Source organism: Bradyrhizobium sp. USDA 4538 (assembly GCF_024171045.1).
GTDB classification, from domain to species: Bacteria; Pseudomonadota; Alphaproteobacteria; order Rhizobiales; family Xanthobacteraceae; genus Bradyrhizobium; species Bradyrhizobium australafricanum.
Genome location: NZ_JALJZE010000001.1, coordinates 295,387 through 317,038, shown reverse-complemented (window position 1 = coordinate 317,038; position 21,652 = coordinate 295,387). Strand labels below are relative to the sequence as shown.

General features: G+C 65.6%; 18 protein-coding genes. 16 read left to right on the top strand and 2 right to left on the bottom strand.

Going from position 1 to position 21,652, the window contains the following annotated elements; all coding sequences use genetic code 11:
• From J2R78_RS01355 to J2R78_RS01345, 3 genes are all read left to right on the top strand, one after another.
• A complete protein-coding gene (locus J2R78_RS01355; protein WP_253609446.1) occupies positions 1-897 on the top strand; it encodes an amidohydrolase in 897 nt (298 codons plus the stop codon).
• 15 nt (positions 898-912) lie between these two features.
• Positions 913-1,962, top strand: coding sequence for a hydroxyacid dehydrogenase (locus tag J2R78_RS01350; RefSeq protein WP_253609445.1), 1,050 nt, complete (start codon positions 913-915; stop codon positions 1,960-1,962).
• Between the two features lie 657 nt (positions 1,963-2,619).
• On the top strand, positions 2,620-2,832 hold the full coding sequence (locus J2R78_RS01345) for a hypothetical protein (RefSeq protein WP_028345217.1): 213 nt from the start codon (positions 2,620-2,622) through the stop codon (positions 2,830-2,832).
• Positions 2,833-3,073: 241 nt separating this feature from the next.
• Here the strand turns inward: J2R78_RS01345 and ilvD are convergent, their stop codons facing one another.
• The gene (gene ilvD, locus J2R78_RS01340) at positions 3,074-4,918 is read right to left on the bottom strand and encodes a dihydroxy-acid dehydratase (protein ID WP_253609444.1); all 1,845 of its coding nucleotides are present in this window, start codon (positions 4,916-4,918) and stop codon (positions 3,074-3,076) included.
• 225 nt (positions 4,919-5,143) lie between these two features.
• On the opposite strand from ilvD, the gene J2R78_RS01335 reads away from it, so the two are divergent.
• From J2R78_RS01335 to J2R78_RS01325, 3 genes are read left to right on the top strand one after another with little or no spacing between them, the layout of a single operon-like run.
• Positions 5,144-5,701, top strand: coding sequence for a carboxymuconolactone decarboxylase family protein (locus tag J2R78_RS01335; RefSeq protein ID WP_057020285.1), 558 nt, complete (start codon positions 5,144-5,146; stop codon positions 5,699-5,701).
• Between the two features lie 4 nt (positions 5,702-5,705).
• Positions 5,706-6,569, top strand: a complete 864-nt coding sequence (locus tag J2R78_RS01330) for an SDR family NAD(P)-dependent oxidoreductase (RefSeq protein WP_253609443.1) — start codon at positions 5,706-5,708, stop codon at positions 6,567-6,569.
• A gap of 16 nt (positions 6,570-6,585) precedes the next feature.
• Complete coding sequence (locus J2R78_RS01325) at positions 6,586-7,113, top strand: VOC family protein (protein WP_092079822.1); 528 nt, start codon at positions 6,586-6,588, stop codon at positions 7,111-7,113.
• A gap of 5 nt (positions 7,114-7,118) precedes the next feature.
• On the opposite strand, the gene J2R78_RS01320 is transcribed toward J2R78_RS01325, so the two are convergent.
• Positions 7,119-8,111: a LysR family transcriptional regulator gene (locus tag J2R78_RS01320; protein WP_253609441.1), complete on the bottom strand. Its 993-nt coding sequence runs from the start codon at positions 8,109-8,111 to the stop codon at positions 7,119-7,121.
• A 91-nt stretch (positions 8,112-8,202) separates the two neighbouring features.
• Here J2R78_RS01320 and J2R78_RS01315 point away from each other — a divergent pair, with 91 nt between their 5' ends.
• The 10 genes from J2R78_RS01315 (at position 8,203) to J2R78_RS01270 (ending at position 21,636) form a co-directional block, all read left to right on the top strand.
• Positions 8,203-9,228: an ABC transporter permease gene (locus tag J2R78_RS01315; protein WP_225163682.1), complete on the top strand. Its 1,026-nt coding sequence runs from the start codon at positions 8,203-8,205 to the stop codon at positions 9,226-9,228.
• 70 nt (positions 9,229-9,298) lie between these two features.
• Positions 9,299-10,324: a sugar ABC transporter substrate-binding protein gene (locus J2R78_RS01310; RefSeq protein WP_028331499.1), complete on the top strand. Its 1,026-nt coding sequence runs from the start codon at positions 9,299-9,301 to the stop codon at positions 10,322-10,324.
• Between the two features lie 294 nt (positions 10,325-10,618).
• On the top strand, positions 10,619-12,751 hold the full coding sequence (locus tag J2R78_RS01305) for an SMP-30/gluconolactonase/LRE family protein (RefSeq protein WP_309144977.1): 2,133 nt from the start codon (positions 10,619-10,621) through the stop codon (positions 12,749-12,751).
• Positions 12,751-13,872 carry an SMP-30/gluconolactonase/LRE family protein gene (locus J2R78_RS01300; protein WP_253609439.1) on the top strand — a complete coding sequence of 374 codons (1,122 nt, stop codon included), beginning with the start codon at positions 12,751-12,753 and terminating at the stop codon, positions 13,870-13,872. The genes J2R78_RS01305 and J2R78_RS01300 overlap by 1 nt, the downstream gene beginning before the upstream one ends.
• A gap of 11 nt (positions 13,873-13,883) precedes the next feature.
• A complete protein-coding gene (locus J2R78_RS01295) occupies positions 13,884-15,419 on the top strand; it encodes a sugar ABC transporter ATP-binding protein (RefSeq protein ID WP_092079835.1) in 1,536 nt (511 codons plus the stop codon).
• A gap of 351 nt (positions 15,420-15,770) precedes the next feature.
• On the top strand, positions 15,771-18,086 hold the full coding sequence (locus J2R78_RS01290; protein ID WP_253609438.1) for a bifunctional salicylyl-CoA 5-hydroxylase/oxidoreductase: 2,316 nt from the start codon (positions 15,771-15,773) through the stop codon (positions 18,084-18,086).
• Positions 18,083-18,862, top strand: coding sequence for an SDR family NAD(P)-dependent oxidoreductase (locus J2R78_RS01285; RefSeq protein ID WP_253609437.1), 780 nt, complete (start codon positions 18,083-18,085; stop codon positions 18,860-18,862). Before J2R78_RS01290 ends, J2R78_RS01285 begins: the two co-directional genes overlap by 4 nt.
• A gap of 11 nt (positions 18,863-18,873) precedes the next feature.
• Complete coding sequence (locus J2R78_RS01280) at positions 18,874-19,713, top strand: enoyl-CoA hydratase family protein (RefSeq protein WP_193375388.1); 840 nt, start codon at positions 18,874-18,876, stop codon at positions 19,711-19,713.
• A 1-nt stretch (position 19,714) separates the two neighbouring features.
• On the top strand, positions 19,715-20,110 hold the full coding sequence (locus J2R78_RS01275; protein ID WP_253609436.1) for a RidA family protein: 396 nt from the start codon (positions 19,715-19,717) through the stop codon (positions 20,108-20,110).
• 284 nt (positions 20,111-20,394) lie between these two features.
• A complete protein-coding gene (locus J2R78_RS01270) occupies positions 20,395-21,636 on the top strand; it encodes a flavin-dependent oxidoreductase (protein ID WP_253609435.1) in 1,242 nt (413 codons plus the stop codon).
• The last annotated feature ends 16 nt before the right edge of the window (positions 21,637-21,652 follow it).

Sequence of the window (21,652 nt, the reverse complement as noted above, 5' to 3'; positions counted from 1 at the left end):
ATGGCTGCGTCGGAAATTCCCGCCTGCCTGCCGCCGCGTCCGGTGACGCCGCCAAGGGACAAGCTGCCGCCAAAGGCCTGCGATACGCATGCGCATGTGTTCGGCCCGGCTGACCGCTTCCCCTATGCCGGCGATCGCAGCTACACGCCGCCGGACGCGCCGCTCGCGACCTATCTCGGCATGCTCGATGCACTCGGTTTCGCCCGCGGCGTGCTGGTGCAGGGCAGCGCGCACGGCCACGACAATTCGGCGATGCTGGATGCGTTGCAGCGTGAGCCCGCGCGGCTGCGCGGCGTCGCGGTGGCCGATGCCGATGTGGCGGCAGGCACGCTGCGGCAATGGCATGTGCTCGGCGTCCGCGGTCTGCGCTTCAACCATTTCTTCCGCGGCGGGCAGTTGCACTATCGCGGCGGCATTCCCTTGAACGTTGCCGAGACGCATGCGGGCGTGATGGCCGAGCTCGGCTGGCATCTGCAGCTCTGGATCGACGTGAGGGATTTGCCTGACACGATCCCGACGCTGAAGGCGCTCGGGTTGCCGGTCGTGGTCGATCACATGGGCCGCACCGATGCTGCCGCCGGCATCAACACCGCGGGCTTTCAGAGCCTGCTGCGTGCGGTGGACGAAGGCTGGTGCTGGGCCAAGCTCTCGGGCGCGCATCGCCTGAGCCGGCGGGCCCCTGATTATCCCGATGCGCGGCCGTTCCACGAGGCGCTGGTATCGGCCAATCCTGAACGGCTGGTGTGGGGCGGCGACTGGCCGCATCCGCGGGTCGAAGGCGAAATGCCTGACGCCGGCCATCTGCTGACGCTGTTCCAGGACTGGACGCCGGATGCGGCGACCCGGCACCGTATCCTGGTCGACAATCCCGCACGACTCTATGGCTTCCCAAACTGAAAGCTGCTCGAAGACATGACCGTCAACAACAAGCGCGTGTTCTACGTCAAATACCTCGCCCACGAGATCTACGTCGACATCCTGAAGAAGCGGCCGGACGTCCGGCTCGATCGTCTCGAGAACGAGACGCCGGAGGCGACGTTCGCGCCGGTTCTCGCGGACGCGCATGCCTATCAGATCGGCGCGGCCCGCGATGAGCTGGCGCCGCATTTCCATGCCCACGCCGAGCTGTTGAAGCGTGCGCCGAATCTTCTGATCGTGTCGTCGAATGGTGCCGGCTTCGATCCCGTCGATGTCGATGCCTGCACCGCGGCGGGCGTGCTTGTCGTCAACCAGTCCGGCGGCAATGCCAATTCGGTCGCCGAACACGCGCTCGGCATGATGCTGACGCTGTCGAAGCGGATCATCCAGTCCGACCGCAGGCTGCGGCGCGAGGCCAATGTCAACCGCAACGACCTGATCGGCAACGAGCTGAAGGAGAAGACCGTCGGCATCGTCGGGCTCGGCAATGTCGGCCGCCGCATCGCCGAGCTGTGCAAGGGCCTCCTGCACATGAAGGTGATCGCCTACGATCCCTATCTCACGGCGGATGAGATGGCAAAGCGGGGCGGGGAGAAGGTCGAGCTCGACGATCTCCTGCGTCGCGCGGACTTTGTTTCGATCTCGTGTCCGCTGGACAAGAACAGCCGCGGCATGATCGGCGCGCGCCAGTTCGCGCTGATGCAGCCGCACGCCTACTTCGTCACCACTGCGCGCGGCTTCATCCACGACGAGAAGGCATTGGAAGAGGCACTACGTGAAAAGCGCATCGCGGGTGCGGGCCTCGACGTCTGGGACAAGGAGCCGCCGCTGCCGGATCATCCGCTGCTGCAGTTCGACAATGTGCTGGCGAGCCCGCACACCGCCGGCGTCACCCGCGAGGCGCGCATCAACATGGGCCGGATCGCGGCCGAGCAGATCCTCGACGCCCTCGACGGCAAGCGCCCGCCGCGCATCATCAATCCCGAGGTGTGGCCGGTCTACGCAAGACGGTTCGAGAGGGCGTTCGGGTTCATGCCGGGGTAGGGTCGGGCCTTCCCCAGCGGGGGCCGCGGCTGCGCGCGGCCAAAAATATCGAAAACAACCCCATGCAAAGGAGCTGGCGGCTGTCGGCGTTCGAGCAGGCAGCTTGACGCGTCGGGCAACTCAGGGGTACATTTCCAATATTCAGAAATCGTACAAGCGCTGGGCTTTGCGGGGGAGAATACCCGCAAGGGCGGAAGGGAACTCTTCCGCCGGTGCTTCCCTCGCACAAGCGGCCAGCCGTGCGAGCGTTGTTGCGCGGGCAAAAACACCGGAGAAAATCTCCTTCGTCGTAGCCTCGATCGGGGCAATAAATCCACTGCCGGACGACCGCCTCGCAACGCGTCCGTTGTTATTTTCCCTGAGATATCGACGACTTAGCCTGAAATCGCCATTTTCCGTCGGTGCCCGTCCATTCCGGGCACGGAAGGAAGAGGTTCATGCGACAGGTCCAGTCATTGCTCCGCAACGCGCCCGCCAGGATCGGCCGCCGTCTTGCGCAGATCGTCGCGATCGCTGCCGCCAGCCTGCCGCAGGCCGGCGCGTAGCTTTCCCCGCTGCGAACAGTCGCACGCGTATCAGCCGAATTAACTCACTACCCTTTCGTGTTAGTGCTAGCGTGGTACCCCCGGGCTCTGCCGGTGCAGCAGGGAGGGTTCCATGTCACGCTTCGTCGTTCATTTCATGAAGGACGTGCTCGGCGGCAATGGCCGCGAGCGCGAGGTTTGCCAGGGCGCGCTTGAGATCGACGCCTCGAGCGAGGGCCAGGCCACCGAGATGGCCAAGGTCAAGTTTTGCCAGGAACAATCGCTGTGCGACTGGTCACTGCATGCCGACCGCATCCGGATCGAGGCGGCCGACTTGCACGCCTGAACCAGATGGACCGCGTGTGGCGGCATCCGACCTCTCCCTGTGGGAGTTTGGGGCGCGATCCAATGGTGCCGTCATTGCGAGGAGCTCGCGACAAAATTGCAGAGCAATTTTGCGCTGAAGCGTGGAAGCAATCCATGGTTCCGCATGTGCGGACAGAAGGATTGCTTCGCTGCGCTCGCAATGACACAGGAGAAGCCAACTCGCTCTTGCGAAGTGAACGGCCGAGTTCAGCTCGCCCCGATCACTCCGGCAGGATGCGAACCGCACCCTTGGCCGCGCTGCTGGCGAACGCCGCATAGGCCTTCAGCGCGGTCGAGACGGCGCGCTTGCGTGGCGCTGCCGGCTTCCAGGCCGCGTTGCCCTTGGCTTCCATCGCTGCGCGACGGCGCTTCAGCTCGGCATCGTCGACCTTGAGGTTGACCTTGCGGTTCGGGATATCGAACTCGATGATATCGCCTTCCTCGACGAGGCCGATCAGGCCGCCTTCGGCGGCTTCCGGCGAGACGTGGCCGATCGACAGGCCCGACGATCCGCCCGAGAAGCGGCCGTCGGTGATCAGCGCACAGGCCTTTCCGAGGCCTTTCGACTTCAGATAGCTGGTCGGGTACAGCATCTCCTGCATGCCCGGGCCGCCGCGCGGTCCCTCATAGCGGATCAGCACGACGTCGCCGGCCTTCACCTTGTTGCCAAGGATGGCTTCGACCGATGCGTCCTGGCTCTCGAAGATGCGGGCGGGACCTGAGAACTTCAGAATGCTCTCGTCGACGCCGGCGGTCTTCACGATGCAGCCGTCTTCCGCAAGATTGCCGAACAGCACGGCGAGGCCGCCGTCCTTGGAATAGGCGTGCGCGGCGTCGCGGATGCAGCCCTTGGCGCGGTCGAGATCGACCTCGTCGAAGCGGCGGTCCTGGCTGAACGCCTCCTGGGTCGGCACGCCGCCCGGCGCGGCACAATAGAAGTTGCGTACCTTGTCGCTCGTGGTCCGCACCACGTCCCAGCGGTTCAGCGCATCGTCCAGCGTTGCGGCGTGCACGGTCGGCCCGTCGGTCGTGAGCAGCTTGGCGCGGTCGAGCTCGCCGAGGATCGCCATGATGCCGCCGGCGTGATGCACGTCCTCCATGTGGACGTCCTGCACCGAGGGCGCGACCTTGCAGAGCACCGGCACCTTGCGTGACAGGCGGTCGATGTCGGTCATCGTGAACGGCACTTCGCCCTCGCGCGCGGCGGCGAGCAGATGCAGCACGGTGTTGGTCGAGCCGCCCATCGCGATATCGAGCGTCATCGCGTTCTCGAACGACTTGAAGTTCGCGATGTTGCGCGGCAGCACCTTGGCGTCGTCCTGCTCGTAATAGCGGCGGGCGAGGTCGACGATCAGGTGGCCGGCCTCGACGAACAGGCTCTTGCGATCGGCGTGGGTCGCCAGCACCGAGCCGTTGCCGGGCAGCGCGAGGCCGAGCGCCTCGGTCAGGCAGTTCATCGAGTTCGCGGTGAACATGCCGGAGCAGGAGCCGCAGGTCGGGCAGGCCGAGCGCTCGATCACCGCGACCTCTTCGTCCGACACGTTGGAGTCGGCGGCCGCGACCATCGCGTCGATCAGGTCGACCGCGCGCTTCTTGCCCTTAAGCAGGATCTTGCCCGACTCCATCGGTCCGCCCGAGACGAATACGGTCGGGATGTTGAGCCGCAGCGTCGCCATCAGCATGCCGGGCGTGATCTTGTCGCAGTTGGAGATGCAGACCATCGCGTCGGCGCAATGCGCGTTGACCATGTATTCGACGCTGTCGGCGATCAATTCGCGCGAGGGCAGGCTGTACAGCATGCCGTCGTGACCCATCGCGATGCCGTCATCGACCGCAATGGTGTTGAACTCCTTGGCGACGCCGCCGGCCTTCTCGATCTCGCGCGCGACCAGTTGGCCGAGATTCTGCAGATGGACGTGGCCGGGCACGAACTGGGTGAAGGAATTGACCACCGCGATGATCGGCTTGCCGAAATCCTCGTTCTTCATGCCGGTGGCGCGCCAGAGGCCGCGTGCACCCGCCATGTTGCGGCCGTGGGTGGTGGTGCGGGAGCGATAGGCGGGCATCGTAAATCCTTCTCAAATCCTTGGGCTAAGGGCATTTTTTAGGGAGATGAGGGTCCTTATGCCTGCCCGTGCACGGGGATTCAAGCGCGGAACCGCATGGCAGAACCCCGCAATTCGGGCCATCTCGGGTGGCCTGCTTGATCTCGGTCGGCGAGGTGCTTTAGGTGGACGCGCCGGGAAAGCCGGACGAACAAGAAAAAACGAAGAACAAGGGAGAGGACACGCGTGGCAAGACTGCCCCTGATTGATCCGGAGACGACGAGCGGAGAGATCCGCGCCTCATTCGACCGCATGCCGGTCAAGCTCAACATCTTCCGCATGATGGCCCATGCCGAGGCCAATATGATCCCGGCGATGCGGCTCGCCAATTCGATCCTGCACAAGCAGAAGCTGTCGGCGGTCAACCGCGAGCTCTTGATCCTGCAGGCCGCGCAGCTCGAGGGCGGCGCCTACGAATGGCGGCAACATGTGCCGATCGCGCTCGGTGTCGGCGTCACCCAGGCGCAGATCGATGCCGTCGAGCGCGGCGAATACGACGATGCTGCACTCAACGCAGCCGAGCGTGCGCTGCTTCGCTTCGGCCGCGAGGTGGTCGAGAAGGTCCGCGTCGGCGATGCGGCCTTTGCCACGGTGCGCGAGCATTTCAGCGATCAGGAGATCGTCGAGACGATCGTCGCGCTCGGCTTCTACATGATGATGGCGCGGCTGACCGAGGCGACCGAGACCGATCTCGATCCGGCCGCCGGCATGGCCGTGTTCGAAGGCGGCAAGAAGCGGGATTGACGAGATGTCGGAGATTTCGCAAGAGGCCAATAAAGACACGAAGCCGGAGCGCTATGTCCGTCCGCTCTGCGCGGAATCGGCCGGCACCGCGCCGGGCAGGGGGCGGCTCAACGGCCGCCGCATCCTCGTGGTCGGCGGCGGCCAGCGGGTGTTCGATGCCGCGACCGATCCGATCGGCAACGGCCGCGCCATGAGCCTGCTGTTCGCACGCGAGGGCGCGCATGTCGCGGTCGCCGACCTCAACCGCGCCTCGGCCGAGGACACGGTTGCGCGCATCGCTGCTGACGGCGGCCACGCTTTCGCGATCGCCGCCGATGTCACCATGGAAGCCGACGTCATCAGGATGATCGACGAGGCGCATCGCACGATGGGCGGGCTCGACGGCATGGTGCTGAACATCGGTACCTTCGGCAAGACCGGGCTCGACAATGTCAGCGCGGAGGAATGGAACAGGATCTACGACGTCAATGTCCGCGGCCCGATGCTGTGCTGCCGCGCGGCCTTGCCGAAATTCGAAGACGGCGGCTCGATCGTGTTCATTTCCTCGATCGCGGCGCTGAAGGCGGGATCGCAGATGGCGGTCTATGATTCCTCCAAGGCCGCGCTCGGCGGCCTGATGCGCAACATCGCACACACGGGCGCGCGGCGCGGCATCCGCGCCAATCTGGTCTATCCCGGGCTGGTCGACACCCCGAACGGCCGCGAGGCCGGCGCGGGCCGGCCGTCGCGCGGCAAGGGGCATATCCCGTTCGGCCGTCAGGCGACGGCGTGGGAGATCGCCTATGCGGTGCTGTTCTTCATGTCGGATGAAAGCGTCTATGTCACCGCGCAGACGCTCGCGGTCGACAGCGGGCTCAGCGGTTTGTGAGCGGCGGGGAGGGCGCATGAGCGCATTGTTCGGCAAGGTCTGTCAGAACGGCTACGTCGTTCGCGACATCGATGCGGCGCTGAAGTTCTGGACCGAGACACTGCGGGTCGGGCCATTCTTCCTGATCCCCTCGGTCAAGGTCGATTGGTTCCGCTATCGCGGCGTGGACTCCGCGGTCGAGATGTCGATCGCGCTGGCCAATTCCGGCGATCTGCAGATCGAGCTGATCCAACAGCGCAACGACGCGCCGTCGATGTATCTGGATTTTCTGGCGCGCCACGGCGAGGGCCTGCAGCACATGTCGTACTGGAGCACGGACTACCAGTCGCTCTATGACCGCGCCGTCGCGGCAGGCTTCACGGTCGGTCATGAAGGCCAGATCGGCGGCCCCAAGGGACGCTTCGCCTATTTCGACACCGCCGGCCATGCCGGCACCGTGATCGAGATCTCAGACATCTCGGGATCGAAGGGGCGGTTCTTCGAGAAGATCAGGACCGTGGCCGCGACTTGGGACGGCTCGGACCCGATCCGCGTGGTGGGCTGACGCGGCTATTCGGCGGCGAGGCTGGCCGGCGCCGGATATCCCACGCGGGGCCGCATCTTCGCGCGCCCGTTCCTGCGGCCGAACTGGCTGCCGGCCAGCAGCGCCGCCGCGGCGCGCAACTGCTCGCGCAGCCATTGATTGGTGGTGTCGTCCTCGGCGGTGGCGTGCCAGTAGAGATAATTGACGTGCGGACTGATCGGGAACGGGCAGGGGAAGCACTGCAGCAGCCCGGGATCTTCCAGCACGGAGGCGGCGCTCTCCGAGGCGGTCAGCAGCATGTTGCTGCGGCTCACGACATGGCAGGCGGTTGCGAAATTCTGGCAGGTCAGGCGAACAGTGCGGGTCAGGCCGAGGCGCTGGAGCTGAAAATCCTCGAACGACAGCCCGCTGCGCCGCGACGTCACGCAGACATGCTCCATGCGCAAATAAGCCTTCTTGTCGAGCCGGCTGCCGAGCTCGGGATGGCCGCGCCGCGCGAACACCGCGATATGCTCGGTCAGGATCTGCTCGCGCCGCACCTCCGCCGACAGCGGCAACAGCGTATCGATCGCGACGTCGAGGGTGCCGGCGGCAAGCTCGCGCTCGAGATTGTTGCGCTCGCTGCGCACGGTGGCGATCTCGACCAGCGGCGCCACGGTGCTGATCCGGTTGACCAGCGCGCTCAGCATCGGTGCCTCGAGATTGTTGCGCAGCCCGATCACGAACCGCTTCGGCGTCTGCGCCGGATCGAACCGGTGGGTGTGGGTCAGCGTCGTCTCGAGGCCGTTGAGCGCCTGGCGCACCGTGGTGATGATCTGCCGGGCCAGCGGGGTCGGCGTCATCACGTGGTTGCGGCGCACGAACAGCGGATCGTTGAACATCGCGCGCAGCCGGCTCAGCGCATGGCTTACCGCGGGCTGCGTCAGGTTGAGGCGGAAGCAGGCGCGGCTGACGCCGCCCTCGGAATAGATCGCGTCGAACACGACGAACAGGTTCAGATCGACGTCGCGTACATGCATGGAAATGATCAATCCGTATCCGTCGAATGCATTTGACGAATACTAATCGGCACTCTTAAAGTCTCAAGCAAAATAATACCTGGAGGAAACGATGAGCGTGCAATCGCCATCGCGCGGCGTTGCTGTCCCTGCGGCATCATCTCGCCTGGGCGCAATGTTTGCGAAGCCGAGCCAGGAGCAGATCGTGCTCCTGATCACCATCGCGCTCCTGATCGTGTTCGGCCTGACGCTGAACGGCTTCGCCACCGTCTCCAATCTCCTGAATTTGTTGCGGAGTATTTCCATCCTCGGCGTGCTCGGCCTCGGCATGGGGCTGATCGTGATCAGCCGCGGCATCGACCTCTCCGAGGTCGCGATCATGGCGGGTTCCTGGGCGATCGCTTTGATCTACATGCAGAACGGCATGCCTGTTTTCACGGCAGTGCTGCTGGCGCTGGCGGTCGCGGTGCTGATCGGCGTCGTCAACGGCGTGATGGTCGCCTTCGTCGAGGCGCCGGCGCTGTTCGTGACGCTGGCTGCCGGCTTCGTGATCTATGGCCTCGCCTTCTGGATCGCGCCGGCCTGGGTGGTCTATGCGCCGAAGGATGCGCCGGGCCTGATGTATCTCGGCGCCGGACGGCTGTTCGGCATCCCGGTTCCGATCCTGGTGTTCGCGGCCTGTGCAATCGCGATGCATTTGTTCCTGTCGCGCACCTCGATCGGCCGCTTCATCTATTCGCAGGGCGACAATCCGGAGGCCGCGCGGCTGACCGGCGTCGCGCTGCGGCCGCTGATCGTGCTCGAGCACGTGCTGGTTGCACTGCTCGCCTGGATTGCGGGCCTGGTCTGGGTCGGCACCACGGGCAGCATGCAGATGGCGATCACCCAGGGCACCATGATCTTCGACGTCGTGCTCGTTGTCGTGATCGGCGGCATCAGCCTGATCGGCGGCCGCGGCAGCGTGTTCAGCGTCGTGGTCGGCTGCATCCTGATCGGCACGCTGCTCAACGCCTTCACCATCATGGACGTCAACAGCGAGGTGCAGAACATCATCAAGGGCGTGGTGCTGCTGGCCGCCATCGTGCTCGACAACTGGCTGCATCCCCGCGACGAGGAGACCGCGCGGCAAGGGGACTGAGACGAGGCGACTGAGCCGGCCGCCGCGCCAAATAGATCAATCAAAAGAAATTGCTTTGTGGAGGGAGACGATGAAGACGACGACAAAATTCTGGACGATCCTGCTGGCCGGCGTGACGCTGGCCGCGATGCCGTTTGCGGCATCGGCGCAGGAGGAAGGCACCAAGACCGCGCGCGAGCTGCGTGCCGTCTACGACAAGGCGCTGCAGGGCAAGACGATCGCCTATCTGCCGATCGCGCTCGGCGTGCCGCTGTCCGACGAATGGGGCCGGGTGGTGCAGGAAGAGGCCGAGTGGCGCGGCATGAAGTATGTCGTGCGCGATCCCAACAACAATCCGTCGGCGATGCAGCAGGCCTTGACCGCGCTGGTCGATCAGAAGCCCGACGTGCTGATCGTGCAGAATCCGAGCGTCACGCTGTTGATGAAGGATCTGAAGCGCGCCGAAAGCCAGGGCACGCATGTGATCCAGATCAACATGTCCTCGAACTACAAGTCCGGCGCCTTTGTCGGCGCCGACTGGCGCGAGATCGGCAGGATGCTGGCGAACGAAGCCGTCAAGGCCTGCGGCACCGGCTCCGGCAAGTCGGGCAAGGTCCAGATCGTGCAGGGCGAACTGACCGCGGCCGCCAGCGTCGACCAGGTCGGCGGCATCATGGAGGTCTTGAACAAGGATCCGAACATCAAGGTGGTCTCGAACCAGGCCGCGAACTGGGACGCCAACACCGCGCTCAACGTCACCGCGACGGTGATCCAGCAGCATCCCGACCTCTGCGCCTCGATCGGGTTCTGGGGCATCATGGAGTCGGGCGCGGCGCAGGCGATCCGCAATGCCGGCAAGATCGACGATGTGAAGGTGTTCGCCTCCGGTGAAGGCTCGCAGCTCGATTGCGACCAGGTCAATTCGGGCAATTTCTACAAGTTCCTGAGCTACAAGGCGACCGAGCAGGGCCACGACCTGATGTTCGCCGCCGAGACCCTGTTGGTATCAGGCGAGAAGCCGGGCAGCCGCAATCTCGTCTATTACACGCGTCCGATCTGGCTCGATAAGTCGAACGCCTCGGGCGCTAACTGCTTCGCGCTACCCAAGAAAAATTAACAAGGCGCGGACAGCCGGCGCGGGGGGCATTCCCGCGCCGGCTGTATCAAAGAGCACGATCCGGCATGGTGGAGCCGGTTTTTCTCCGACCGACGCGCAGCGTTCACGGAGAGCGTGTTCATCAAGGGACGAGGTCGCGATGCGATGGCCGATCGCGTCATGACCAGGGCATGATCCGGGACGTGCAAGCCGGCTCTCCGCAAGATCGTGCGCGATCACGAGCACGATCCGGAAAAGTGGAAGCCGGTTTTCCGCAAGGTCGTGCTCAATCAAGAGGGTGCTTTGGCGATGTCGATGGCCGTTGATTCCTTTGCCGCATCGGTGCGGCGATTTTCACCCCGGCTCCTGCTGTCGGAGCTGTTGCTGAAACAGTGGTTCGAGCCGGTGGTTCCCTTCACCGTGATGATCGGGCTGTGGACGTACTTCGCGCTCACGATTCCCGACTACGCCTCGGTGCAGAACTCGGTGTCGCTGCTGCGGCTGTTCGCCGAATTCGGCTTCGTCGCGCTGGCGATGGGGTTCTGCCTCGTCACCGGCGGCATCGACCTGTCGGTCGGCGCGATCTTCGCGCTGTGCAACTTCGCGGCACTGTACTTCCTGCTTGTGCGCGAATGGCCGGTCGGCCTCGCCGTGCCGGCGACGCTTCTGGTCGGCGCGCTGCTCGGCAGCCTCAACGGCTTCCTGATCGGCTTCCTCAAGACGCGGCCGTTCCTGACCACGCTGGTGACGCTGATCATCCTGCGCGCCTCGGTCAACCTGCTCAACACCAGCTACGCTCAGGTGTTCGCGACCAACTCGGTCGAGAGCGACGCCTGGGACTTCATCGGCGGCGGCAGCGTGCTCGGCATTCCCGTCAATGCGGCGACGCTGTTCGTGGTGCTGTTGATCTGCCACATCTTCCTGTCGCGCTCGCGCTATGGCTGGCATCTCACCGCGATCGGCGCCAGCCGCAAGGCGGCGCGCCACGCCGGCATCCGCGTCCGCGTGATGCTGTTCATGACCTATGTGCTGTCGGGAACGCTGTGCGCGGCGAGCGGCATCTTCTACGCCGCGCGGCAAGCCTCGACGGATTCCACCACCGGCGTGGGGTGGGAATTCCAGGCGCTCACCGCCGTCGTGCTCGGGGGCGTGTCGCTCGCCGGCGGCAAGGGCACGGTATGGCGGGCGATGATCGGCGCGCTGATCATCTTCCTGTTGATCAACGGCCTCGTGCGGATGGGCATCCCGGGCTACGTCACCTCGGCGGTGACCGGCATGATCCTGCTCGCCGCCGTCGGCATCGATGTCAAATGGTCGAAGAACCGCGGCAAGGCGATCCAGAAGATCTATGTCAATCCGGCCTTCGTGCCGCTCGCCTCGGCGCCCGCGGTGCAGCCCGGCGCGGCCTCGCCCTACGCGCAGAACGACCGGCTGATCAATGCGCAGGCGATCGGCGTCGATCAGGTCGAGGGGCCCGAGGACGTCATCCTCGACCGCCAGGGCCGGCTCTACGGCTCGACCCGCGACGGCAATGTGATCCGCTTCTCCGGGCCGAACTTCGAGACCCGCGAGGTGTTCGCCCATATCGGCGGCCGGCCGCTCGGCATGCAGTTCGATCGCGATGAGAATCTGATCGTCGCCGTCGCCGGCATGGGCGTCTACGGCGTCGCCCCCGATGGCCGCATCTTCAAGGTCACCGACGAGACCAACCGCACCTGGTACAAGCTGAATGACGATTCCCGCCTGCGCATGGCCGACGACCTCGACATCGCGCCCGACGGCAAGATCTATTTCAGCGACTGCACCACGCGCTACGAGATGACCACCAACACCCTCGACATCCTCGAGGGCCGGCCGAACGGCCGTGTGGTCTGCTACGACCCGGCGACCAGGACCACGCGCACGGTGATCAACCACTTCTATTTCCCGAACGGGATCTGCGTCTCGCATGACGGCAAGTCGATTCTGATCGCGTCGACCTCGCTGTGCAAGGTGTTCCGCCACTGGATCGACGGGCCGAACAAGGGCAAGACCGAGGTGCTGATGGACGAACTGCCGGGCAACCCGGACAACATCAACCGCGCTTCCGACGGCACCTACTGGCTGGCGCTGGTCGGCATCCGCACACCGACCTTCGACCTTGCCGCGCGAAAGCCCGGCTTCCGCCTGCGCATGGTGAAGCAGGTGCCGACCGACGAGTGGCTGGCGCCGGCGCTCAACCATGGCTGCGTGCTGAAATTCAACGAGAACGGCGAGGCGCTGGAATCCTGGTGGGACCCGACCGGCATCTCGCATTCGACGTTGACGTCGATGCGCGAGCATCAGGGCTATCTCTATCTCGGCGGGCTCGAGAACAACCGGATCGGTCGCATCAAGCTCGACGGCGTCGACGACAGCTGGACCGGCTACGATGCCTATTGGGGCGCAAAGAGCAGGGTGACGAAGTAATGGGATTTTTCGATCATCTGCTGCGCGACATCCGCAGCGTCATCGACCGCGACGGCGGCCAGAACGCGATCCCGCCGCTCGACGGCGCGCTGAGCTCGAACGACCGGCTCGACACCGCCACACCGATCGGCGAGCCGTTGCCCGGCGTCGACGACGTGATCGACGCCGGCGACGGCACGGTCTATGTCTCGGCCGGACGCCGGGTGCTGAAGCTCGGCGGCAGTGACTTGTCGACACGTACGGTCGTCGCCGAATTCGAGGATGATGCCGGCGGGCTCGCGCTGCATCCGGACGGCCGCCTCCTGGTCTGCGTCGCGGGCAGGGGCCTTGCCGCGATCGATCCGGCGAAGCCCGATCCGCGCTGGCTGGAGTCCGTGGGCGGCAGCGCGCTCACGGGGCTGCTGTCGGTGACGGCGGCGCCCGATGGCCGCATCTATGCCGTCGAAGGCAGTAGCGGTCGCCGTCCAGGCGAATGGCGGCACGATTTGATGGAGAAGCGCGCCAATGGCCGGCTCATCAGCTGCGGCGCCGGCCTCGACAATCCGCAGGTGCTGCTGCGCGATCTGCCCTATCCTTATGGCGTGAGTGTTTCGGCCGACGGCAACAGCCTGTGGCTCACCGAAAGCTGGGCGCATCGCCTCAGCCGGTTCGCGCTTGGCGGCAACGGGCTTGGTCCGCGCGAGACCGTCGCCGCCAACATGCCGGGCTATCCGGCGCGGCTGCATCCGGACGGCCACGGCGGCATGCTGCTCGGCATCTTCGCCCGCCGCACCCATCTGATCGAGTTCGTGCTCAAGGAAGACGATTTCCGCGAGGAGATGATGGCGACGATGCCGCCGGATTACTGGGTCGCGCCGGCGCTCGCCGGCGGCAGCGATTGCCTCGAGCCGATGCAGATCGGCAGCGTCAAGGCGCTCGGTATCCAGAAGCCGTGGGCGCCGCCGCGCTCCTACGGTCTGCTGGTGCATCTCGATGCCGAGGGCGATGCGACCGACAGCCTGCACAGCCGCGCCGGCGGCCGCTTCCACGGCATCACCGCCGCCTGCGCCACGCCATCGGGCGTCGTGATCGCGGCGCGCGGCGCCGGACGCCTGCTGCGCCATACGGGAGAGCTGCGATGAATGACGGTGTGATGCAGGCGGCCCCCGGCGCCAGGACGGCAGAGAGCTCCGCAGCCCGCGAGCCGGTGCTGCGGATCACCAACGGCTCGAAGATCTATGGCGGCGTCCACGCCATCGAGGGCGTCAATTTCGACCTCTATCCCGGCGAGGTGCATGCGCTGGTCGGCGAGAACGGCGCCGGCAAATCGACGCTGTGCAAGGCGATCGCGGGCGCGATCCAGCTCACCTCCGGCGATTATCTGCTCGACGGCAAGCCGACAGGCTTCGAGCAGCCGCGCGACGCGCTCAATGCCGGCATCTGCATGGTCTATCAGGAGACCAGTCTGGTGCCGACCATGACCGCCGCGCAGAACATCGAGCTCGGCAACGAAAAGCTGCTGACGCGGTTCCGGACCCTGAACATCCAGGCCCAGCAGCTGCTGCAGTCGCTCAACTTCCACGTCGATCCGGCAACGCCGGTGGCGCTGCTCGGCACCGCCAAGAAGCAGATGGTGGAGATCGCGCGCGCGATCTACAACAAGGCGCGCATCATCATCTTCGACGAGCCGACCGCGTCGCTGACGCCGGAGGAGATCGTCCACTTCTTCCATCTGGTGCGCGACCTGCGCGCCCGCGGCGTCTCGATCATCTACATCTCGCATGCGCTGGAGGAGTCCCTGCAGATCGCCGACCGCATCACCGTGCTGCGCGACGGCAAGCTGGTGATCACGGCGCCGGCCAGGCAGCTCACCCGCGACGCGCTGGTGCAGCACATGGTCGGCCGCGAGGTGGCGCAGGCGGTCTATGGCGGCAAGGCGAAAACCCATCAGCGCCGCGAGAAGGTGCTGACGGTCGAGAACGTCACCATGGGCATGGCGGTCAAGAACATGTCGTTCTCGGTCTATGCCGGCGAGGTGGTCGGCATCGCCGGCCTGATCGGCTCCGGCCGCACCGAGATCGCCAAGATCATCTATGGCGCACTGAAGCGCAATCTGGTCAATGGCGGCACCATCCGGCTGCGCGGCAAGCCGATCCGCTACCGCGTGCCGCGGCAGGCGATCAATGACGGCATCGCCTACATCACCGAGGACCGCAAGGCCAACGGCTTCTTCGAGACCATGGTGGTCGACGACAACGTCTATATCGGCAGCCTCGCCACCGGAAAGGGCTGGAGCTTCCTGCTGTCGCGCGCGCGGCGTAGCAAGCTCGCCAGCTACTGGGTCGATCGGCTCAAGATCAGCGCATTGCAGCGCAAGGCCAGGATCATCGAGCTGTCCGGCGGCAACCAGCAGAAGGTGGTGCTGGCCAAGACGCTGGTGCAGGACCCCTCGATCATCATCTTCGACGAGCCGACGCGCGGCGTCGACGTCGGCACCATCCCGCACATCCACGGCGAAATCCGCCGCCTCGCCGACGAGGGCAAGGCGGTGGTGGTGATCTCGTCCTACCTGCCGGAGATCCTCGCGGTGTCCGACCGCATCCTGGTCGCCCGCACCGGCCGCATCGTCGCCGAGTTCGATGCGGCGGACGCGACGCAGGACAAGATCCTGTACGCCGCGGTGCATTGACGGCGCGTGCAGTGGGTAGATCCTCGGCGTAGGGCGGATTAGCGCAGCGCAATCCGCCGTCTTGCCACGCCTTCGACGGGCAAATCAGGGGCAACAAGTTCAGTGTCGTCCCGGCGCAGGCCGGGACCCATAACCACAGATCGTCATTGTTGTACGTCGCTGGAACGACGAGTCCCGCCGACAATATCTGCTGCGGCGTATGGGTCCCGGCCTGCGCCGGGACGACAGCGTTGGGTGGGGCGCCAACTCCCTTGACAATTATTTTAAGTATAAAATATTATCCCTTGTCGGCTCCAGGGGGAACACGCCTCGTCCGCACCCCCAACCCGCCGAAGCCAACGGGAGAACGCCATGCGTATCGTTTGCATTGGAGGCGGGCCGGCCGGGCTTTATTTCGGCATCCTGATGAAGATGCTGGATTCCGCGCACGTCATTTCGGTGGTCGAGCGCAACCGGCCCTACGACACCTTCGGCTTCGGCGTGGTGTTCTCGGATGCGACCATGGACAACATGCGCAAATGGGATCCGGTCACCGCTGACACGATCGAGCAGGCCTTCAACCACTGGGACGACATCGAGGTCCTGATCAAGGGCCGGCGCATGCGCACCACCGGCCACGGCTTCGTCGGCATCGGCCGCAAGCGGCTGCTCAACATCCTGCAGGCGCGCGCCGAGGAGCTCGGCGTCGAATTGATCTTCGAACGCGAGGTGAATTCCGATCTCGAGTTTCCCGACGCCGACCTGATCGTGGCATGCGACGGCGTCAATTCGAAGGTGCGCGTCAAATATGCCGAGGCCTTCCAGCCCGACATGCTGATGCGGCCGAACCGCTATATCTGGCTCGGCACCAACCGTCCGTTCGACGCCTTCACCTTCGACTTCCGCAAGACTGAGCACGGCTGGTTCCAGGCGCACATCTACAAGTTCGAGGAGGGCGCGGCGACCTTCATCGTCGAGACCACCGAGGAGGCCTATCTCGCCCACGGTCTCGACAAGATGGAGCAGGACGACTCCATAGCGTTCTGCGAGAACGTGTTCGCGGAAATCCTCGAGGGGCATCATCTGGTCTCCAACGCGCGGCATCTGCGCGGCTCGGCCTGGCTGTCGTTTCCCAGGCTGATCTGCGGCAAATGGACCGCGTTCAACGGCAACAGCCATGTCGTGCTGATGGGCGACGCCGCCCACACCGCGCATTTCGCGATCGGATCGGGAACCAAGCTCGCGCTGGAGGATGCGATCGAGCTGACCAACCAGTTCAAGATCCACGGCGCGACGCGGGACAGCATTCCCGCGGTGCTCAAGGCTTACGAGGAGCTGCGCCGGGTCGACGTGGCACGGATCCAGAACGCCGCGCGCAACGCGATGGAATGGTTCGAGGTGGTCGGCTCGCGCTATGCCGACACGCTGGAGCCGGAGCAGTTCATGTATTCGCTGCTGACCCGCTCGCAGCGCATCAGCCACGAGAACCTGCGGCTGCGCGACAAGACATGGCTCGAGGGCTATGAGCGCTGGTTCGCGGAGCGCAGCGGCGTGGCCGCGACCAACGACCGCGTCACGCCGCCGATGCTGACGCCATTCCAGATCCGCGGCCTGTCGCTTCATAACCGCATCATCGTCTCGCCGATGGCGATGTATTCGGCGGAGGAGGGCGTGCCGACCGACTTCCATCTGGTGCATTTCGGCTCCCGCGCGCTCGGCGGTGCCGGCCTTCTGTTTACGGAGATGACCTGCGTGTCGCCGGAAGCGCGGATCACGCCCGGCTGCTGCGGCCTCTGGAACGACGCGCAGGCGGCGGCCTACAAGCGCATCGTCGACTTCGTGCATCAGAATTCGCAAGCCAGGATCGGCATCCAGCTCGGCCATGCCGGCCGCAAGGGCTCAACGCGCGTCGCCTGGGAAGGCATGGACGAAGCGCTGCCGGACCACAACTGGCCGCTGGTGTCGGCTTCGTCAGTGCCTTATCTGCCCGACGGCCAGATTCCGGAGCCGATGAGCCGCGCCGAGATGGACGAGGTGCGCGAGCAGTTCGTCGCCGCAGCCAGGCGCGGTGCGGCCGCCGGCTTCGATATCCTGGAGCTGCACTGCGCTCACGGCTATCTACTGTCGAGCTTCCTCTCGCCGCTGACCAACCGCCGCACCGACGACTATGGCGGATCGATCGAGAACCGCGCGCGTTATCCGCTGGAGGTGTTCCGCGCCGTCCGCGCGGTGTGGCCGGAGGACAAGCCGATGTCGGTCCGCCTGTCTTGTCACGACTGGGCCGAGGGCGGCAACACGCCCGAGGATGCACTGGCCTTCGCGAAGCTGTTCAAGGAGGCGGGAGCCGACCTGATCGACTGCTCCTCGGGGCAGGTCTGGGCCGACGACCATCCGGTCTATGGCCGGCTCTACCAGACCCCATTCGCCGACAAGATCCGCAACGAGGTCGGCATCGCGACCATCGCGGTCGGCGCGATCTCGGAGGCGGATCACGCCAACTCGATCATCGCCGCCGGCCGCGCCGATCTCTGCGCCATCGCGCGGCCGCATCTCGCCGACCCCGCCTGGACGCTGCATGAGGCCGCGAAGATCGGCGTCAAGCAGGTCGCCTGGCCGAAGCAGTACCTGTCGGGCAAGTCGCAATATGAAGCCAATCTCGAACGCGCGGCTGCGGGAGTGAAGGCATGATGAGGTTCTGGCCCAACGCACATGCGCTGGTGACCGGTGCCGGTTCCGGCATCGGCGCCGCGACGGCGATCGCTCTCGCAAAAGCCGGCGTGCGCGTCAGCATCGCCGGGCGGCGGATCGACGCGCTGAAGGCGACGGCGGCATCGCTCGACAAGCAGGTTGGCGCCGTGGTTTCGATCGACGTGACCGATCAAGCTGCGGTGACCAAGGGTGTCGCGCAGATCGAGGCTGAGGCGGGGCCGATCGATATTCTCGTCAACAATGCCGGCAAGGCCGGAAGTGCGCCGTTCGACAAGACGGATGCGGCGCTGTGGGCGGACATGCTGGCGAGCAATCTCTCCAGCGTGTTCCTGGTGACGCATGCGGTGTTGCCGGGCATGGCGCAACGCGGCCGCGGCCGCGTGATCAACGTCGCCTCGACCGCGGGTCTCACTGGCTATGCCTACGTCTCGGCCTATGTCGCGGCCAAGCACGGCGTCATCGGCCTCACGCGCTCGCTGGCGCTGGAATATGCACGGCGCGGCGTCACCGTGAATGCGGTCTGCCCCGGCTACACCGATACGCCGCTGGTGGCGGATGCCGCCGCTAACATCGTCGCCAAGACCGGCCGCAGCGAACAGGAAGCGCGCGCAGCGTTGGCAAAAGTCAATCCGATGCAGCGGCTGGTGACGCCGGAGGAGGTCGCCGACGCCATCCTCTGGCTTGCCGCCGAGGGCGCATCGTCAATCAACGGACAAGCCGTCGCGGTCGCCGGCGGCGAAGTCTTTACCGGGTGAAGGAACACGTCATGTCCGAGATGAAAGCAAAGCTCCGGCCGTTCAAGGATTATCCCGCCAAGCACTTCCGCTGGCAGGTCGATGCGAGCGGCCGTGTCGCGACCATCACGCTGAACCGGCCGGACAAGAAGAATCCGCTGACTTTCGAGTCCTATGAGGAGCTGCGCGATCTCTTCACCAATCTCAAATATGCCTCCGATGTCCGCGCGATCGTGCTGACCGGCGCCGAGGGTAATTTCTGCTCCGGCGGCGATGTGTTCGAGATCATCGAGCCGTTGACGCGGATGGCGATGCCGGACCTGCTGGCCTTCACGCGGATGACCGGCGAGGTCGTGCGGGCGATGCGCAAATGCCCGCAGATCATCGTCGCCGCGATCGACGGCATTTGCGCCGGGGCCGGTGCGATGCTGGCGCTGGCGTCCGATTTGCGGCTGGCGACGCCGCAGGCCAAGACCGCGTTCCTGTTCACCCGCGTCGGCCTAGCCGGTGCCGACATGGGCGCGTGCGGACTGCTGCCGCGCGTGATCGGGCAGGGGCATGCGGCCGATCTGCTCTACACCGGGCGTGCGATGAGCGCCGAGGAAGGGTTTGCGTGGGGCTTCCACAACCGTCTGGTGCCGCCGGCCGAGCTCGCCGGTGCCGCGCAAGAACTGGCGCGCTCGCTCGCCGATGGACCGTGGTTCGCGCATGGCGTGACGAAAACGATGTTCAACCAGGAATGGGCGATGGGCGTCGACGAGATGATCGAGTCGGAAGCGCAGGCGCAGGCGATCTGCATGGTCACCGGCGATTTCCGCCGCGCCTTCGAGGCGTTCGCCGCAAAGCAGAAACCGGCCTTCGAGGGCAATTGAGATGATCGAGATCCTGCAACCCCAGGGATGGGCCAAGCCGATCGGCTACGCCAACGGCATCGCCGCGCGCGGCAAACAGCTCTTCATCGCCGGCCAGATCGGCTGGAACGGACAATGCGTGTTCGAGACCGACGATCTCGTCGCGCAGATCGGCCAGACCTTGCGCAACATCGTCGCGGTCGCCGCCGCCGGCGGCGCCGGGCCGGAGCACATCGTGTCGATGACCTGGTACTTGCTCGACCGCAAGGAATATTCCGCGCGGCTGAAGGAGATCGGCACGGTCTATCGCGACATCATCGGCCGGCGCTTTCCGGCGATGACCGCGATCCAGGTTGCCGGCCTGATCGAGGATCGCGCCAAGGTGGAAATCCAGGCGATTGCGGTGGTGCCGGATTGAGGGCGACGCAGTTCCGCCAATCCCGTCATCCTGAGGAGCCGCGAAGCGGCGTCTCGAAGGATGCACGGCCCGGCTGGTGGCCGTCTACCCTTCGAGGCTCGCTGCGCGAGCGCCTCAGGGTGACGGAGATGGATCGGAGTACGCTGAAGCAATGTTAAGCCTAAGCCCAATCGTCGCGGGCCCGCCCAAGTCCCAGACGACAAACCCGCTTGCGGCGGGGCGAGCGGGCATGCGACCTTAGGCCAAAGCGTAAAAGCGTCCTGTTGTGAGTGGAGGTGAGGACGATGAAGGCGATTATCGTCGGAGGCGGAATCGGAGGCCTCACCACTGCGCTGATGCTGCGCTCGCGCGGCATCGCTTGCGAGCTGTACGAGCAGTCCGAGACGATCCGCGAGCTCGGCGTCGGCATCAACACATTGCCCCATGCGATCCGCGAGCTGGCGGGGCTTGGTTTGCTCGACAAGCTCGACGAGGTGGCGATCCGCACCTATGAGCTGTTCTATCTGACGCGACATGGCCAGCAGGTCTGGCACGAGAAGCGCGGGCTCGATGCCGGCCACGACGTGCCGCAATTCTCGATCCATCGCGGCCGCCTGCAAAGCGTGATCCATCAGGCCGTGATCGACCGGCTCGGCGCGGATGCGATCCACACCGGCTGCCGGCTCGGCTCCTTCACCCAGGACGAGGGCGGCGTCTCGGCCTATTTCTTCGACCGCAGCGGCGCCCATGTGCGCACCGCGCGCGGCGACATTCTGATCGGCGCCGACGGCATCCACTCGAAGGTGCGGCAGACGCTGTTTCCGGACGAGGGCGGGCCGTGCTGGAACGGCCTGATGCTGTGGCGCGGCGCGACCGACTGGCCGGCGTTCCTGACCGGGCGCTCGATGATCATCGCCGGCGGCCTGAACGCCAAGGCCGTGATCTATCCGATCGCGGCGGGCTCGAGCCCCGCGAGCCGCCTCACCAACTGGGCGGTGCTGGTGCGGATCGGCGACGGCACCTCGCCGCCGCCGCGCCGCGAGGGCTGGTCCAATCTCGGCCGGCGCGACGAGATGATGCCCTATGTCACTGGTTTCACGATCCCGCAGGTCGACTTCGCCGGCCTGATCAACGCGACGCCTGAGTTCTGGGAGTATCCGTGCTGCGACCGCGATCCCTTGCCGTATTGGTCGAGCGGCCGGGTCACGCTGCTCGGCGACGCCGCGCATCCGATGTATCCGGTCGGCTCGAACGGCGCATCGCAGGCGATCCTCGATGCGCGCTGCCTGGCCGACCTGCTGGCGCGGGCGGAGCATCCGCGCCACGCGCTGGCGGCCTATGAGCGGCAGCGGCTGCCGATGACCGCCGACATCGTTGCCTCCAACCGCCGCGGCGGGCCGGAAGGCGTGATCGACGCCGTCGAACAGCTCGCGCCGCAGGGCTTTACCGACGTCGACACCATCCTCAATTACGAGGCGCGCGAGGCGATCGTCCGCGGCTATGCCGCCAAGGCCGGCTTTGCCGCGCGCGTGGTGGCGCGGCAATAGGTCCTTTGCAGGAGGA

Coding starts and splice junctions, on each gene's coding strand:
- J2R78_RS01355 (WP_253609446.1), top strand. CDS start 1: ATGGCTGCGTCGGAAATTCCCGCCTGCCTGCCGCCGCGTCCGGTGACG.
- J2R78_RS01350 (WP_253609445.1), top strand. CDS start 913: ATGACCGTCAACAACAAGCGCGTGTTCTACGTCAAATACCTCGCCCAC.
- J2R78_RS01345 (WP_028345217.1), top strand. CDS start 2,620: ATGTCACGCTTCGTCGTTCATTTCATGAAGGACGTGCTCGGCGGCAAT.
- ilvD (WP_253609444.1), bottom strand. CDS start 4,918: ATGCCCGCCTATCGCTCCCGCACCACCACCCACGGCCGCAACATGGCG.
- J2R78_RS01330 (WP_253609443.1), top strand. CDS start 5,706: ATGTCGGAGATTTCGCAAGAGGCCAATAAAGACACGAAGCCGGAGCGC.
- J2R78_RS01325 (WP_092079822.1), top strand. CDS start 6,586: ATGAGCGCATTGTTCGGCAAGGTCTGTCAGAACGGCTACGTCGTTCGC.
- J2R78_RS01320 (WP_253609441.1), bottom strand. CDS start 8,111: ATGCATGTACGCGACGTCGATCTGAACCTGTTCGTCGTGTTCGACGCG.
- J2R78_RS01315 (WP_225163682.1), top strand. CDS start 8,203: ATGAGCGTGCAATCGCCATCGCGCGGCGTTGCTGTCCCTGCGGCATCA.
- J2R78_RS01310 (WP_028331499.1), top strand. CDS start 9,299: ATGAAGACGACGACAAAATTCTGGACGATCCTGCTGGCCGGCGTGACG.
- J2R78_RS01305 (WP_309144977.1), top strand. CDS start 10,619: ATGGCCGTTGATTCCTTTGCCGCATCGGTGCGGCGATTTTCACCCCGG.
- J2R78_RS01300 (WP_253609439.1), top strand. CDS start 12,751: ATGGGATTTTTCGATCATCTGCTGCGCGACATCCGCAGCGTCATCGAC.
- J2R78_RS01295 (WP_092079835.1), top strand. CDS start 13,884: ATGCAGGCGGCCCCCGGCGCCAGGACGGCAGAGAGCTCCGCAGCCCGC.
- J2R78_RS01290 (WP_253609438.1), top strand. CDS start 15,771: ATGCGTATCGTTTGCATTGGAGGCGGGCCGGCCGGGCTTTATTTCGGC.
- J2R78_RS01285 (WP_253609437.1), top strand. CDS start 18,083: ATGATGAGGTTCTGGCCCAACGCACATGCGCTGGTGACCGGTGCCGGT.
- J2R78_RS01280 (WP_193375388.1), top strand. CDS start 18,874: ATGTCCGAGATGAAAGCAAAGCTCCGGCCGTTCAAGGATTATCCCGCC.
- J2R78_RS01275 (WP_253609436.1), top strand. CDS start 19,715: ATGATCGAGATCCTGCAACCCCAGGGATGGGCCAAGCCGATCGGCTAC.
- J2R78_RS01270 (WP_253609435.1), top strand. CDS start 20,395: ATGAAGGCGATTATCGTCGGAGGCGGAATCGGAGGCCTCACCACTGCG.